This is a genomic window from Gracilibacillus orientalis, from assembly GCF_900114645.1.
GTDB classification, from domain to species: domain Bacteria; phylum Bacillota; class Bacilli; order Bacillales; family Amphibacillaceae; genus Gracilibacillus; species Gracilibacillus orientalis.
The window spans coordinates 476072-492767 of sequence record NZ_FOTR01000002.1 but is presented as its reverse complement, the minus strand read 5'-3'; the positions used below and the strand labels follow the sequence as shown (position 1 = coordinate 492767).

14 protein-coding genes are annotated in these 16696 nt (G+C 37.6%); 12 read left to right on the top strand and 2 right to left on the bottom strand.

Annotated features, from left to right (window positions below; genetic code table 11):
* Nucleotides 1–391 precede the first annotated feature (391 nt).
* Together BM121_RS05750 and BM121_RS05745 are read left to right on the top strand one after the other, a co-directional pair.
* Entirely contained in the window at nt 392–1312 is a 921-nt protein-coding gene (locus BM121_RS05750; protein ID WP_091482288.1) for a LysR family transcriptional regulator, read from the top strand.
* A gap of 95 nt (nt 1313–1407) precedes the next feature.
* Entirely contained in the window at nt 1408–2466 is a 1059-nt protein-coding gene (locus BM121_RS05745; protein WP_175495335.1) for a homocysteine S-methyltransferase family protein, read from the top strand.
* Nucleotides 2467–2884: 418 nt separating this feature from the next.
* Here the strand turns inward: BM121_RS05745 and BM121_RS05740 are convergent, their stop codons facing one another.
* A complete protein-coding gene (locus BM121_RS05740) occupies nt 2885–3046 on the bottom strand; it encodes a YfhE family protein (protein WP_091482286.1) in 162 nt (53 codons plus the stop codon).
* Nucleotides 3047–3227: 181 nt separating this feature from the next.
* Here BM121_RS05740 and BM121_RS05735 point away from each other — a divergent pair, with 181 nt between their 5' ends.
* The 8 genes from BM121_RS05735 (at nt 3228) to BM121_RS05700 (ending at nt 13482) form a co-directional block, all read left to right on the top strand.
* Nucleotides 3228–4268 (top strand): C45 family autoproteolytic acyltransferase/hydrolase, encoded by a 1041-nt coding sequence (locus BM121_RS05735; RefSeq protein WP_091482284.1) that lies wholly within the window; start codon nt 3228–3230, stop codon nt 4266–4268.
* 85 nt (nt 4269–4353) lie between these two features.
* Complete coding sequence (locus BM121_RS05730) at nt 4354–5202, top strand: MerR family transcriptional regulator (RefSeq protein WP_091482282.1); 849 nt, start codon at nt 4354–4356, stop codon at nt 5200–5202.
* A 124-nt stretch (nt 5203–5326) separates the two neighbouring features.
* Nucleotides 5327–5881 (top strand): flavin reductase family protein, encoded by a 555-nt coding sequence (locus BM121_RS05725; protein WP_091482281.1) that lies wholly within the window; start codon nt 5327–5329, stop codon nt 5879–5881.
* A gap of 495 nt (nt 5882–6376) precedes the next feature.
* Nucleotides 6377–7915 carry a BCCT family transporter gene (locus BM121_RS05720; protein ID WP_091482279.1) on the top strand — a complete coding sequence of 513 codons (1539 nt, stop codon included), beginning with the start codon at nt 6377–6379 and terminating at the stop codon, nt 7913–7915.
* Between the two features lie 249 nt (nt 7916–8164).
* Entirely contained in the window at nt 8165–9775 is a 1611-nt protein-coding gene (locus BM121_RS05715; protein WP_175495334.1) for an FMN-binding glutamate synthase family protein, read from the top strand.
* 28 nt (nt 9776–9803) lie between these two features.
* Nucleotides 9804–11435, top strand: coding sequence for an acetolactate synthase large subunit (locus BM121_RS05710; RefSeq protein ID WP_091482275.1), 1632 nt, complete (start codon nt 9804–9806; stop codon nt 11433–11435).
* A gap of 13 nt (nt 11436–11448) precedes the next feature.
* Complete coding sequence (locus BM121_RS05705) at nt 11449–12891, top strand: aldehyde dehydrogenase family protein (protein ID WP_091482273.1); 1443 nt, start codon at nt 11449–11451, stop codon at nt 12889–12891.
* 141 nt (nt 12892–13032) lie between these two features.
* On the top strand, nt 13033–13482 hold the full coding sequence (locus BM121_RS05700) for a Dps family protein (RefSeq protein ID WP_091482271.1): 450 nt from the start codon (nt 13033–13035) through the stop codon (nt 13480–13482).
* A gap of 184 nt (nt 13483–13666) precedes the next feature.
* Here the strand turns inward: BM121_RS05700 and BM121_RS05695 are convergent, their stop codons facing one another.
* On the bottom strand, nt 13667–14083 hold the full coding sequence (locus BM121_RS05695) for a MerR family transcriptional regulator (RefSeq protein ID WP_091482269.1): 417 nt from the start codon (nt 14081–14083) through the stop codon (nt 13667–13669).
* 279 nt (nt 14084–14362) lie between these two features.
* On the opposite strand from BM121_RS05695, the gene BM121_RS05690 reads away from it, so the two are divergent.
* Both BM121_RS05690 and BM121_RS05685 read left to right on the top strand, forming a co-directional pair.
* The gene (locus BM121_RS05690) at nt 14363–15403 is read left to right on the top strand and encodes an NAD(P)-dependent alcohol dehydrogenase (protein ID WP_091482267.1); all 1041 of its coding nucleotides are present in this window, start codon (nt 14363–14365) and stop codon (nt 15401–15403) included.
* A gap of 383 nt (nt 15404–15786) precedes the next feature.
* Nucleotides 15787–16686, top strand: a complete 900-nt coding sequence (locus BM121_RS05685; RefSeq protein ID WP_091482265.1) for a nuclease-related domain-containing protein — start codon at nt 15787–15789, stop codon at nt 16684–16686.
* Nucleotides 16687–16696 lie beyond the last annotated feature (10 nt).

The following is a 16696-nucleotide window of genomic DNA, read 5'->3' as shown; positions in this document are numbered from 1 at the left end:
GAACTATAACAGACACCCTTTGTGGAATGAAATTAGATTGATCTAATTAATATCGCTGTATCTTTGCTCTATGCTCCGTTAAGGTGGTTCTATTTTTCCATGACAAGTACTCATTTTTTCAATGAAAGTGGTTTCCACTAAACGAAACATGCAACTTTTTCATCAAATCTAGAACACATAAGTGTTAGAATGCCATTTTTCCTTTTGAAATTTGAAACGAAGTCATTGATCTTGCCCTCTTTTCATTATGCAGTACGAGGTGCTTGGTTAATGTTCCCCGGTACTGTTTATGGAGAACCGTCCACAGATAGTGCCTAGTTGTGTTTAAAATTCTTCCCAAGCTATCTATGCTACAATAAAACTATGTAATGGGAGTGAGGAGGAAGAGTAGATGACATTACAACAATTAAGATATGTAATCGAAGTGGCAAGGAGTCGATCGATTAGTAAAGCAGCACAGCAGTTGTTTATTAGTCAACCGAGTCTATCCAATGCAATCAAAGAATTGGAGAATGAATTGGGAATTACGATTTTTTCACGTACGAATAAGGGGATTGTCATTACTCCAGAGGGGTCGGAGTTTTTAGGTTACGCAAGACAGGTGATGGAGCAGACAGACTTGCTTAAAAATCGCTATACCAATGCGACACAATCACCACAGCAGCATTTTTCTGTATCGGCACAACATTATGCCTTTGCAGTCAGTGCATTTGTAAAACTTTTAAGAGACTATAACCGTGATGAATATGAATTTACGTTACGAGAAACAAGAACGTATGAAATCATTGATGATGTAAAAAAACTTCGTAGTGAGATTGGAATTTTATACTTGAATGATTTTAATCGACAGGTGATTTGTAAATTTTTAAGAGAGGGAAATTTAATATTTCATGACCTATTTGAAGCAAAGCCACACGTGTTTATAAGTTCTACCAATCCACTTGCGATTCAGGAATCTGTGTCCTTAGATGATTTAAATCCTTATCCGTATCTATCTTTTGAACAAGGGGATTATAACTCATTTTATTTTTCTGAGGAGATACTCAGCACGGTTTCGAGACCAAAAAACATTCGCGTGAGTGACCGAGCTACTTTATTTAACTTACTAAAAGGGTTGAACGGATATACGATTTCAACAGGGGTAATTTGTTATGATATCAACGATGATGATATTGTGGCGCTTCCACTAAAGGTGGATGAGCGAATCGCAGTTGGCTATATTACACATAAGAATGTCACAAACAGCCCGTTAGCAACGATGTATATTAACTATTTAAAAGAAACGATTGCTGACGAGTTAACTGTGTTATAGTTTAAAACTATGGCAATCGATAGACTTTAGGTGTTATGCCATATTATTATTTCAATGCTACACTAACCTTAGATTTAAAAAAGGGAGAGGGTTAGATGGTAGTGGGCAAAAGAAATTTAGAACAAAGGTTAAAAGAAGGCACCGTCATTGTAGGAGAAGGGTATTTGTTTGAAATGGAACGCAGAGGATATTTACAAGCAGGATCTTTCGTACCGGAAGTAGCTTTGGAACACCCAGAGGTTTTAAAACAAACATATCGAGATTACATGAATGCTGGTTCAGATGTAGTTTTAGCTTTCACATATAATGCCCACCGTGAAAAAATGAGAATTATAGGTAAAGAACATTTACTTGAGCCATTAAATCGAAGTGCAATCCATTTGGCGAAGGAAGTAGCAAAAGAACATCCTATAGAGGAAGCATTAGTGGCAGGTAACATTTCAAATACGAACATTTTTGATCCTCAAGATCCTGAATCTAAGGAAAAAGTAAGAAGTATGTTTGCGGAAATGGTAAAGTGGTGTAAAGAAGAAGGCGTAGATTTTATAAATGCAGAAACTTTTTATTATCACGAAGAGGCTGTTATTGCGTTAGAAGAAATTCAAAAACAAGACTTGCCAGCAGTTGTTACATTAGGGCTGATGGGCGAGAATATATTGCGAGAGGGTTATACGGTAGAAGAATCCTGTAAAATTCTCTCAGAAAAAGGAGCGTTAGTTGTAGGGATGAACTGTTTCCGTGGCCCAGATACAATGCAGCCATACCTAAAGAGAATTAGAGAAGAGGTAGAAGGTTTTGTCGGTGGATTACCAATTCCATATCGAACTACTGAAGAGCACCCAACATTCTTTAATTTACCTGATGGAGGATGCAGTTGTTCCCTGCCAACTGAAACAACTTTCCCAACATCGTTAGATCCTCTTTACCATAATCGGTATGAATTAGCGGATTGGGCGAAAGAAGCACAAAATATTGGTGTTAATTATATTGGTCTTTGTTGTGGAGCATCACCTGCTATGATAAGGGCAGTAGCAGAAGCGACAGGAAACAAAACCATTAACTCTAAATATTCGCCGGATATGGAGAAGCACTTCTTATTCGGGAAAGATAAAATGTTAAAGGATCATAATCTAAACTACCGTACAAGAGCATAAGCTTAGAAGGTAATCTAATAGGGAGAAGGTATCAGGTACTGTTTATGATGGACAAACTGTCCACTGATGGGACCTGATACCTTTTTCCTTTGTGGAGAAATTATTCAGTTTATTTAATCGTTTAAGAATTTAGAAGAGAAAAATGTGGTGAATGGATGGTTTTAACAAGTAATAAACCGCATCTTAACTCGATGGGGAAATTTGAATTAACTATTAGATAAAAATTTGGAAAAATCCAAAATGATCTTTACTGTAGCTGAAACAGTTGTGAAACGTTAGCTGGAGACGTCTGGATTAGGGAAGAATCTTTCTGTACCGAACAGTAGAGAAAAAAGGAGGTCCCTCATTGACAACTCCTTCTATGGGGGAAAGTTAAAGAAAAAAGCAGCTAAGAAAGCTGCTTTAAGATGACCGGTCCTTATATGTTAGGATTTTCCTTTTTAGCTTCATTTACTTTAGGCTTTCGATATCCACCAGCAATATCTGCTTGTTTAAATTCTTTTGCATAAATAACTTCCTGAGCGTCTGATGGTTCATCCCTATTTCCTCCTAAAGGTTGATACTGTGTTTTTTTGGACATAGTGCTCATCCTTTCTATTGCAATTGATTCATATATAATTTTCCCCTCGTATCCAAGTGATAAACATGCTGATAGGCAATTTTCTTTGGGATTGAGATGATACGTGCTATGTTTGTGTTTGCAAGACTGTTGGGCAGAAAAATAATCAAATGTCTTGATCACTATAGTAAAGGAAAATAAGATGAAAAATTATCACGTAGATATCATTCAATATAGAGGCGATTATAGATCGTTCGGTTTTCAGCAAGGGGAATGGTTAAAACAATCTCCATTGCATCCCATTTATACGAATCCAAATATGGCGAAGAAGCTACGTTTTTCTGTTGATCGTGCTGAAGCGATTCAATGGATTAATGCGCTGTTTCCACAGTTTTTAGAAGAACTTAAAGGGTTAGCAGAATCCTTGAAATTACCCCTAGATCAAGCAATTATGCATTTCAGTGGCTATCAGCAGGAATGGGTTCGATCTGGGTGTTCTATTCTAACCGGTGACCATTTTCTAGTACGTAATTACGATTATCATCCGAAAACATATGAAGGAAGGTTCGTATTATATCAGCCTAAACAAGGGTTTGCAACGATTGGTTCTTCTCAACGCATTGTAGGCAGAGCGGATGGTATGAACGAAAAAGGATTGATGACAGGATATAATTTTGTGAATCGCCGAGGTTCTGGCGATGGCTTTATCCCAACCATTATTACACGAATGATTTTAGAGCAATGCCAAAACAATGAAGAAGCGATTGCCTTGTTAAAAGAAGTCCCACATCGTGTAGCGTTTAATTATGTATTGGCAGATCGATTGGGTAATAGACATGTCGTGGAAGCTACTTCACAAGCTGTACGTGTCAAAGAAGATACAGTAAGCACGAACCATTTTGATCTACTTCCTGAAGCAAATCGTTATCATCTAGCGGACTCTCAACGACGATTAGCTATTTTACGAAATCAAAAACAGTCACTATCTAAAGCCGAAGCATATCAAGTACTGAATAATAATGAAAATGAAGTTTTCTCGGAAAAATATTTACAGTCAGCGGGAACATTGCACACGACAATATATGATGTGAATTCATTGGAGGTCGGAATTGGATTAGGACCTAATCGTGTGCCAACTACTTTTCAGTTTGGCGAATGGCTACAAGGACGTAATAGTTGGATTAAGCGAGTAAGAGGACAGATAAATACAGAGGCACGTATGCCTTATATGGATGGATTATAAAATTTATTCGATCAATATGAAGACATCATAACAGCAACGAAAATGTCTGCTATGATTTTTTTATTCGGGGATAGGAGGCAAAATAATGCAAGACTATTATACGATCGGTGAAACAGCTAAATTAAATAACATATCCGTGCAGACTCTTCGCTATTACGATAGATTAGGTCTATTCCAGCCAGCTCATGTCGATAGGAATAACGGATATCGGTTTTATGATAGCAGGCAATTTTTTTATCTGGATATTATAAAATCACTTAAATACTTACAAACGCCCCTAGAAGATATCAAAAGGATTATCGAATATTCTCCGGAAAACATGCTACTTTTTTTACACAATCAAGAAAAAGCTATTGAAAAAGAAAAGGAGAGACTTCTCCAAGCTGAGCAGTTACTCTACAAAAGAAAACGTCAATTAGCTGAGCAATTTGAAATTAGTAAAAGAAGTGAAGATAACGTTATTTACTCACGGGATATTGAAGAGCAAAAAGTATTGAAAATGGCTATTACCGACGGGAACCCAAATACTGAACCAAATATACTCACTCGTAAGTTAGCGGAGATTTTAGAAGGTAACAGTTCCATGATTGATAACCAGTGTGGTTATATCTATGACTTGAAAGCCTACCAAACTACTAATCAGATATATTACGAGTACGTGTATTCAACGCTGCCACATTCAACTGTCGAATTAAGCGGGGAAGATAGGGAAATTGAATGGGGTGTGATCGCTTCTGGGGAATATATCTGTATTGCTTTTGATTGGTCTCTTCAACACTACCTCAGTTATTACCAAAAATTATATGATTACATTAAGGTAAACAATATCCGGACAGAAGGAAAAGTGTATGAAGTTTCTATACCCTTGAATTATAGTGCATCTAAAGAAGATTGCTTTGTAACAGAATTAAGAGTAAAAAAACTTGCTACTTAATTCGTTTGGTAAAAAAATAAACGAGCGCTTGACCCTATAGCTACTATAGGGTCTACAATTCGTTATTAGAAAGAATAAAAAAGCTTAGTGTAAAATCAATAATAAAAAGGAGAGATTTTTGAGTATGATAACACCTATAAAAGAAGCGACCTGGTATTCCTATCCGGGAATGGTTGCCGTCATAACAGCTCGCTATAAGGGAAAACAGAATATCATGGCCTCTGGATGGCATACTTATCTAGGATCTAATCCTGGCATGTATGGTATTTCCGTACAAAAAAATGCATACACATACCATTTGATTGAGAGTAGTGGTGTGTTTGGTGTGCATTTTTTACCGGCAAAATGTTCTGAACTTATTCAAGCAGTTGGTACTTTCAGCGGATCGAATGTTGATAAGTTCCAAGAGTATAATATTCACTATGAGAATGGACTAAAAGCAGATATACCTATATTGAATAGTGCTTACTTTGCTTATGAATGTGAAGTGAAAAGTATCACTACGGTAGGAGATCAGGAATGGATAGTCGGAGAAGTGTTACAGCGTTATCAGGATCAAGATATGTTCTTAGACAAAGGTTTTCCCAACTTAGCTAAACTTGACATTCCCCTTCATATTGGTGAGTCCACCTATCGTGTTCTGAATGGCCAAGCACTTGAAAAAGACCATCCATTCTAAATAGAGGGATGAAAATGCAGTGAATACGATAAAGAATGTTACAGAGAAAAGACAGGTGTGGTACCGCCCCCTGAAAGTTAGAGTAGAAAACCTAACTTTCGGGTTTTTTTTATGGCCAAATAAAGTTTGTTTTCTATCATAAGTGACAGGTATTGCATCACTACCAATTTGGATAGGAACACAAGAATGTTTTGACTAAATATCCTCGCTAACATATAATTGGTTGTCTGCGCGCAAATACGCAAAATTTATCACAGTGCTAACCGTCTGTAAGACCCCCACTTAGCTTCAAGTAACACAAGGAGGCTAAGTGGGGGACAACAGACGCTAACACCTTGATAGTTTCGCTAATGATCCGTGGGAGTCAAACCCTCCCTGATCATAGTCTCACTTTATCTGTAATAAATTGTGAAGTTCAACTATTTTGAATTAATAAGTTTATGGATAAAGGACATGAATAATAAATGACATAGAAAGTTATGTGGGAGGAAAACAATGGATGACCATACAGGCAACAAGAAAAAGATGGATTGGATGACGTTTATTGTAAGTGGAGGACTTCTTGTTCTATTCGTCATCGCCGCTATTTTCAAAGAAAAATTAGTAGGGCAGTGGATCAGTGATTCATTCTCTTTTACAGCAAAGTATTTTGGAGCGTATTGGCAAGTTTTATTGCTAGTAATGTTTGTCATTGGATTAATATTAGCTTTTAGCAAATACGGAAAAGTACGACTGGGCAAAATGGAGCGCCCGGAAAATGGCAATTTTCGTTGGATTTCCATGATTTTGTGTACACTTTTAGCTAGTGGGGGCGTTTTTTGGGCTGCGGCAGGCCCCATGTATCATTTTCTGACAACACCTCCGTTATTTACAGGTATCGAAGAAGGTACGATGACTGCAGCGTTTCCGGCAATGGCACAAAGTTATCTGCACTGGGGCTTCTCAGCTTGGGCAAGTTTGGGTACCTTAACAACGATTGTGCTTATGTATGCCCATTATCATAAAGGGCATCCACTTAAGCCACGAACCTTTTTATATCCCATGTTTGGAAAGAAAATATTTAAAAATAGTTTTATTGGCTCATTGGCTGATATTGTTTCCATTCTAGCGACAGCAGCGGGAACAATTGGACCAATTGGCTTTTTAGGCCTTCAAGTTGGTTATGGATTGGAAGCAGTATTTGGCATTTCAAATACTTTTATCACACAGGCTTTGATTATTATCTTTTTAGTTGTCATTGCTTCGATTTCGGCGGCAACTGGTGTTGAACGTGGTATCCAATGGCTCAGTCGAGTAAATGTTAGTATGGTCGTTATATTAATGGTAACCATGTTAATTCTTGGACCGACTTTGTATATCATCGACTTATTTATCGGTTCAGAAGCCTTTTATCTAGAAAATTTTTTGAGTATGAGTTTATATCGGGCAGACCAGGATTGGTTAGGGCCGTGGACCATTTTCTTCTGGGGTTGGTTTATTGGCTATGGTCCAATGATGGCTATGTTTATTAGCAAAATATCTCGAGGAAGAACAATAAGAGAATTGATTATTGCCGTTTCGATTATTGCTCCGATTGTCAGTAACTTTTGGTTCACTGTTGTTGGAGGTTCGGGTATTTTTTATGAAATGGAAAACCCAGGTTCTGTTTCAACCGCACTGAATGAAAGTGGTATGCCAGCAACTGTGATGGCAATCATGAACCAAATCCCATTTGGAATCGTACTGGCGATTGGATTTATTATAGTATCGGTTGTTTTTGTCTCGACAACGGCTGACTCGATGTCGTATACTGTCGCGGTCACTTTAAGTGGTACGGATGAACCTAATCGTTTAACTCGTGTCTTTTGGGCACTGCTGTTTGGAATTGTTGCTGTATCATTGCTAGCAATTGGCGAGGAAACGGTCGGTATGCTGCAAAACTTTATAGTCGTAACAGCAGCGCCAGTATCGTTACTCCTTCTCCCATCGCTTTGGGATGCACCAAAAATAGCGAAGAAAATGGCAAAAGAACAAAATATCATTAATAAAAAATAACAAAATGGTGAGGACGTAAATATTACCTTACTTTAAACTGTAAACCCATATTTGCAAGCTTAAGCTTGTAAATATGGGTTTTATGATTATTAGATATCAATCTTCCAAAATATTATTCATCGAAATTCCCCTCCAACCGATAAATTACTCGTTATAAGCAAGCAAAATCCTCTACCTAAGTTTCGACTATTCATAATAATCATACAAAAGGTCAAACTAACGTTAGCAATGTTATGGGAGGAATGGTATGTGAATATTGCAAATATCTTCACAATCGTTGGTTTTGTGGTGTGTACAATTGTAATTCTTATACTCTTAGTTGTTGGCCTCTATTTATTAGGTGTGGATAAAAAGCAAAAACAACACCCTATTCTTCGTAATTATCCGTTAATTGGGAGAGTTCGATATTTCTTAGAAAGCATTGGACCAGAGTTACGTCAATATTTATTTGATAACAACAGTGAGGGTAAGCCTTTTTCACGAAATGACTATCAACATATAGTTAAAAATGCTAAATACAAACGTGATGTTGTTGGATATGGATCACAACGTAATTTTGATGAGCCTGGATATTACATTCGTAATTCTCTGTTCCCTAAGTTAACAGAGGAGTTAAAAATGGATCGTCAAACGAAAGCTACTACGGAACGCTACCTGTTGATTAATGAACCTTTATTTGCTCAAAGAGTAGAGCGATTAGATAAGGATGAATCCCCTGTTTATTTATTGGAAGATGATGAGGCAATTATGATCGGAGAACAAGCGAGGCATCCGTTCAAGGTTAAAGGGCAGATTGGTATGTCTGCGATGAGTTACGGATCCTTAGGTGAGAAAGCTATTACAGCCCTCTCAGAAGGCTTAGGAATTGCTAAAGGAACGTGGATGAATACCGGTGAGGGTGGGATATCTGATTACCATCTAAAGGGTGGTGTAGATATTATCATGCAAATCGGCCCCGGCTTATTTGGGGTAAGAGATATGGAAGGAAACTTTAGTTGGGATGCATTACTAGAACAAAGCAATATTTCAGAAGTGAAAGCGTTCGAGATCAAATTAGCGCAAGGTGCAAAAACACGAGGTGGACATATTGACGCGGAGAAAGTTACCGAAGAAATTGCCAGAATAAGAATGGTAGAACCATTTAAGTCGATTGACAGTCCCAATCGTTTTCGTGAATTCAGTGACTTGCCTTCTTTATTTGAATTTTTAGAAAAGGTTCGTGAACATACTGGGAAGCCTATAGGCATGAAGGTTGTTATTGGAAGTAATCATGAGGCAGATGAACTTGCTAAAGCGATTAAGGAAACCGGTATGGGGCCAGACTTCATCACAGTAGATGGTGGTGAAGGGGGAACAGGAGCATCCTACCAAGAATTAGCAGACAGTGTGGGATTACCGATTCGGTCGGCGTTACCATTAGTTGATAATGCTCTTCGTAAATACGGTGTGCGAGACAACTTGAAAATTATCGCATCAGGGAAGTTATTTTCACCTGATCGGATTGCAATTGCACTAGCTATGGGCGCAGATCTTGTGAATATCGCTAGAGGTTTTATGATAACAGTGGGTTGTATCCAAGCACTGCAGTGTCAATCCAATTCATGTCCGGTCGGAGTTGCAACGACAGATCCTAATCTACAGAAAGGTCTCGTCATTGAAGAAAAAAAATGGCGTACAGCAAATTATTTAATTAATATGCGAAAAGGATTATTCCGGCTAGCTGCTGCGGCGGGATTAGATTCACCGACCAAATTCACAAGAGAACACATCATTTATCGAGATGATAAGGGTAGGACATGGTCATTAGAGGAAATTTATCAAGCAATGGTACAGCCGAAAAGTATAGATGATATTTCTTAATATATATTAAAGGAAGAAGGTGCAATAAATGAAAGTAGCAGAACTATTGATAAAATGTTTAGAACATGAAGGAGTCGAATATATTTTTGGGGTACCAGGTGAAGAAAATATTGATGTAATGGACGCCCTTCATGACTCCACGATTCAATTTATTGTAACACGTCACGAAACGAGTGCAGCATTTATGGCGGGAACATACGGAAAATTGACAGGGAAACCAGGCGTATGTTTGGCAACACTTGGACCAGGTGCAACCAATTTATTGACCGGTGTTGCCAATGCTAACATGGATCTCTGTCCGATCGTGGCGATCACAGCACAAGCTGGTCTAGGTCGTCAGCATAAGATTTCTCATCAACATTACGATATGGTATCTGTTTATGATGAAGTAACTAAATGGAATACCCAGATAAAAACACCCGATATCGTTCCTGAAGTTGTACGGAAAGCCTTGCAAGTCGCTACGCAAGAAAAGACCGGAGCAACTCATATTGAACTTCCAGAGGATGTTGCGGGAATGGAGGTTGACAGTTCACCTCTAAACATTGTTCCTCACCATCTTTCAGAAGCGGATGAACCAGTGATTAACGAGGCGGCCAAGATGATAGATCAAGCGAAGTACCCACTAATTTTAGTTGGGAATGGGGTAACACGAGGAGAAGCCTCTGAAGAGTTAAGATCTTTAGTAAAGATAGCAAATCTTCCAGTTGTTCATACCTTTATGGGCAAGGGTGCAGTAGCTTGGACTGATGAACATAGTTTACTAACTGCAGGGATCGGCGGTAATGATTATATTGCGTGTGGATTTGGTGAGTCTGACTTAATTATTGCTATTGGTTTTGATATGGCTGAGTATTCACCAAAAAGCTGGAATCCTAAGGGCAAAACCCCTATCCTGCATATTGATACACAAGAAGCAGAAATCGATGCGTGTTATCCTGTTCAGTTAAATGTTGTGGGTAATATAAAAGAGAATATAAAAAATGTGAAAAAGGCACTTACAGCAAAAGAAAGAGATATAACTTGGGTGTCACAAGTTCGCAACAAAGCATTTAGTGAACTAGCATCGTTTAAAGACGACATGGAATTTCCTGTGAAACCACAAAAGATTATATCTGATTTACGCTCTGTATTAGAGGAAGACAGCATTGTTATCTCTGATGTAGGTGCCCATAAAATGTGGATGGCCAGAATGTATCATTGTTATCAACCGAATACGTGCTTAATTTCTAATGGTTTAGCATCAATGGGTGTTGCAGTTCCTAGTGCCATCGCTGCAAAATTAGTTCACCCAGAACGTCAGGTAGTTGCTGTATGTGGTGATGGATCATTTCAAATGACGAGTGCAGAGTTAGAGACTGCCAAACGCTTAAACTTACCGATTGTGATTCTTTTATGGCGTGATGAAGGTTACGGTTTAATTGAATGGCATCAATTGAAAGCTTTTGACCGTTCATCACATATTAAATTTGGCAATCCAGATTTTGAACAGTTAGCAATGTCCTATGGCTTTGAGGCACTGAAGGTTGACAAGACAGAAGAACTAAAATCAATAATAGAAAAAGCATTATCGTTGAACAAACCCGTACTAATTGATTGCCCAGTTGATTATCGTGAAAATATGAAGCTTACAGAAAAACTAGGAAATATTATTTGTTAACGGAGGTCATATTATGATAAAAATCGGTTCCATTATCGACGGTCAAGAACGAATAGAAGATAATCGAGAAACAACAGCTGTGCATAATCCTTTTGATAACGAAAAAGTTGCAGAATTAAAACTTGCTACTGAGAAAGATCTTGAAGACGCTGTAACCATTAGCTTTGAAAAGTTTCATTCCGAAATGAAGGCTATGCCAGCCCATGAACGTGCTGATATTTTACGAAAAACAGCGGATTTGTTAGTAGAAAAAACCGAGGATTTTGCAACCATCATTAGCAAAGAGGCAGGTAAACCAATTAAGTATAGCCGTGGTGAAGTTGGACGGTCGATCCAAGTTCTTCGATTTGCGTCTGAATTAGCCAAAAATATTACCGGTGAAGTATTACCAATGGATGCAGCTATTGGTGGTGAACATCGAATGGGTCTAGTCAAGCGGGAACCACTGGGGGTAGTGGGAGCTATCACACCGTTTAACTTCCCATTAAACCTTTCCCTTCATAAACTTGCACCGGCCCTTGCCGCGGGGAACACAGTCGTTTTTAAGCCAGCAGAAAAAACACCAATTTCAGCCCATATGCTTGTAGAGTTGTTTCAAGAAGCTGGATTGCCAAACGGTGTCATCAATTTACTGATCGGGACTGGTGAAGAAGTTGGTTCGCCCCTTGTGACGCATGACAAAGTCCATAAAATTAGCTTTACTGGTAGCCTTCCAGTAGGTAAGAAAATCAGGGAAACAGCAGGATTTAAGAAAGTTACTTTAGAGCTTGGTTCCAATTCACCAAACCTATTATTTGAGGATGCCAATATTGATTATGCTACAACAGAACTGGTAAAAGGGGCTTTTGCATTCTCTGGTCAAGTCTGTATTTCAGCACAACGTATTTATGTGCATAGAGAAATTTATGATGAATTCCTTGAGTCATATTCCAAAAAAACAGAAGCATTACAAATAGGTGATCCAATCAGTGAAGAAACGGACATTGGTCCGATGATTAATGAAGAAGAAGCTAAACGGGCTAAGCAGTGGATTGATGATGCGGTAGACAAGGGTGCGGTGGTTGCGGTTGGCGGTGAACGAAATGGTCCAATTTTATCACCTACCATCATGACCGATGTAGATAAAAACATGAAAATCATTGCTCAAGAGGTATTTGCTCCCATTGTATCTGTCATTCCATTTAATACGGAAGAGGAAGTAATCCAATATTCCAATGATTCCATATATGGACTGCAAGCTGGTGTTTTTACAAAAGATATTAACCGAGCACTGCGCGTTGCTGATCGATTAGAAATGGGTGGCGTCTGGATTAATGAAATCTCAACGTATAGGCAGGATAATCATCCGTATGGTGGTGTGAAACAAAGTGGTGTTGGTAGAGAGGGCGTAAAATATGCCATTGAAGACATGACCGAAATGAAATTTATTGGGATTAAAATAGATCAAAACAATTAATAACCATACTTTTCCCTTTATAAATAACCTACAAACGGGCTTACACTAAATTTGATTCTTATCAACATATGTATAAAGCCATAACATTTAGCAAAAATAAGAAAAAAGCATTTATAAAAACGAGTGAAAAGGTGGGTTTATATGGATAATCAAAGATTCATTAATTTTTTGAACCAATTATTATCAAATCATTTTGTGTTATATGTTAAGTTACATCGCTATCACTGGTGTGTTCAAGGGAGGCATTTCTTTCAGCTACATGCTACCTTTGAAGAAATGTACAATCAAATAGCCGAAGATTTAGATGAAGTGGCAGAAAGAATTTTAGCAATTGATGGAAAGCCTTTGGCAGTCATGTCAAAGTATTTAGAAGAAACTACATTAGTGGAAGCGAATGCTGATGATAAAGAGAATGAGATTATTCAACAACTAATGGATGATTATAAGCAAATTATTTCTGAAATTCGTAATGATGGATTACCTCTAGCAAATGAGAATAACGATGAACCTTCAGCTGATTTATTAATTGCTTTACAAGGTAGGTATGAAAAATATGTATGGATGTTAACAGCATACCTAGCATACGAATAATGCACTTTACTATAAGACTACACTTATTGTTCCTATTTCAACAGGAACAATAAGTGTAGTCTTTTGCTATTCTTAGTGCTGTATTCCTTTTTAATTTAACTAAAGAAAAAGCAATCCGCAAAATAACAAGGAGAATCCTGAAGAGATAGAACAGTCAATATACAAACAGCCCACCTATATTTCATTATTCAGTAATGGGAATCTCTATTTTATTCTTTTTATGAATATCTTCTGTTCCGGCTTCCAATGCAGTCTTGTAATATAAGCATTTATGCTCTATGACTTCCATTGTTTTTTTTAGTTCTTCCATCTGTGCATTCACACAAGCTTTTCTTTCTATAAACATGTCATATCTTTGTTGCAATGTGGAATCCCCATCAGAACACCAATCAATAAAGCTTTTAATTTCCTTAATAGGCATCCCAGTGGATTTCAAACATTCAATTACTTTTAAAGCGTCGATATCAGATTGTTTAAATAATCGTGTTCCGCTTGCTGTCCGTTCTACAAAAGGCATAAGTCCCTCCTTATCGTAGTAGCGCAAGGTATAAACTGTAAGATTCAATTCTTTAGCAACTTCGCTGATAGAATATGTCTTCATCATATAATCTCCTATTCTTTCATAATATAGATCTCGAGTTAACTTTAGGTTGTTGGTAATTCTATCACGATATTTCCTGAAGATCAAAGGAAAGTGAACATTAACTCACATATAGAGATCTATAACCTAGAATATGAAACATGAATGGCCGCAGAAATCTATCAATAAAAATATAAAGCAATCACTTGACCTAGAGTTAACTATAGGGATTATTCTAGTTTTGCAAGAGATAAACAAGTCATCTCTTTTTAAAAAGTAGAATTATAGGAGGTTATATTGATGATAACTGCTAAAGCACGAGCTGTCGATGGACCAGACAAACCTTTTCAAGCTGCTGAAATTCAACGACGTGATCTTGATTTACATGATGTTCAGATTGAAATTAAATATGCAGGTATTTGTCACTCGGACATTCACACTGCACATGGCGAATGGGGGGAAGTAAATTATCCTCTTGTACCTGGCCATGAGATTGCAGGTGTTGTTACAGCTGTTGGATCAGAGGTAACAAAATACAATATCGGAGATCGTGTAGGTGTAGGATGTATGGTTGACTCCTGTGGTGAATGCGAGAATTGTCGTGAAGGAGAGGAACAATATTGCTTAAAAGGAAATGTTCCTACCTACGCAGGTGTCGATAAATATGGCGAACCAACTCAAGGAGGTTATTCTACTCATATTGTTGTGACAGAGGACTTTGTCGTTAGAGTGCCAGATAATATTGGGCTTGATGTCGCAGCACCATTACTTTGCGCGGGTATTACGACATATTCTCCATTAAATCATTGGAATGCTGGTCCCGGGAAGAAGGTAGCTGTTGTTGGAATGGGTGGTCTTGGTCACGTGGGTGTTAAAATTGCACACGCCATGGGTGCAGAAGTTACAGTGTTGTCACAAACATTGAATAAAAAGGAAGACGGCTTACAATTTGGTGCGAAAGAATACTATGCCACAAGTGACCAAGAGACGTTCGAGAAACTTGCTGGCACGTTTGACCTGATCATTAACACGGTAAGTGCAAAAATCGACATAAATGCTTACCTTTCCCTGTTAACACTTGATGGTACTCTTGTAAATGTTGGTGCACCTGCAGAGCCGTTGGGAGTAAATGCATTCTCTCTAATCGGTCATCGTCGTTCATTTGCAGGCTCCATGATTGGAGGCATACGTGAGACGCAGGAAATGTTGGATTTCTGTGCAGAACATGACATTGCACCTAAAATTGAAATAATTTCTGCGGATCAAATTGACGAAGCTTATGAACGAGTATTAGCTTCAGATGTGAAGTATCGTTTCGTGATTGACATTAGTACAATGTGAGTTGAGTTAAAGAACATATCTAAAATGCAGCTAATTTAGATGTAATCTAAGGAAAAGCAGGGATCTATGTTAAGATCCTGCTTTCTTTTTTTTTGGGGCGTCGTAGAATTCCTTCGCTGTGTTACCACCAACATAGTAGTTAATCACTTTTCCTGGCTTTTAGATAAGTGCCAAAATATAGACGCACAAATTCAAAATAGTACTAAAAAGACGATTAAGTACCAAAATTAGGGATCATAAGGACCAATATGGTACTAAAACAGGTTTAAGTACCAAAATGAACCCTCATGATCATTAATTTGGAACTAAAATTGTGAGTAAGTACCAGAATTGAAACTGATTAAGATAAATATGTTATAATATGTAAAAAAGGGAGGAATTCCATGATAGAAAAACAAAGAAAAAAAACTGGCGAATTAATCGCATATGAGCTATTATCTAAACGCAAGCAATTGAGCGAAGAAGAAAATAAACGGTACCGGAGTTTAGCTAAAGGTTTTGAAGGGGAGGTTATGTTTGATACATACCTAGATAAACTAGAAGGAGAGCATATCATACTAAAAGATTTATTGATATATCATTATAAATACTGTCAAATGGATACTATTTTATTGAAAAACGGAACTATTTTCTTATTTGAAATAAAAAACTTCAACGGTGAATTTTATTGGCATGATGATAAATTATTTATGATGAATCAAGTAGAAATCGATAATCCGATAGCTCAACGCGATCGAGCTCATTCCATACTTCGGCGCTTGCTCCAATCGTTAGAAATAAGGCTCCCTTTGATTTCCTACTTGGTATTTGTTAACCCCGAGTGTACCATCTTTCAAGCTCCACAAGACAAACATATTATCTTACCTACGCAAATCAATCGCTTTATCAAGCATTTTCCTATCACCGCTAAAATTACCTCACAAGACAAACAAACTTCAGAAAACATTAAAGTAAATCATATCGAAAATCCTCCATTTAAACAGTTTCCAGAATATCAATATGATGAGTTAGAAAAAGGAATTCCTTGTTATCGTTGTGGTGAAATGTCAACATATCCTATAAAACAAGGCATCGAATGTCGTTTATGTGGTCATATGGAAAAGGGAAATGAGGCTATTATGCGTATCTGTAAGGAATATCAGTTTTTGTTCCCTGAACGAAAACTAACATCAACCTCTATTTTTCATTGGGGAGATAAGATGGTATCCAGAAGAAGAGTCTTTCGAATATTACAACAATATTATGAGAAAAAAGGTGAACATAGATGCCACTATTTTGAATGAAATGAGGCCT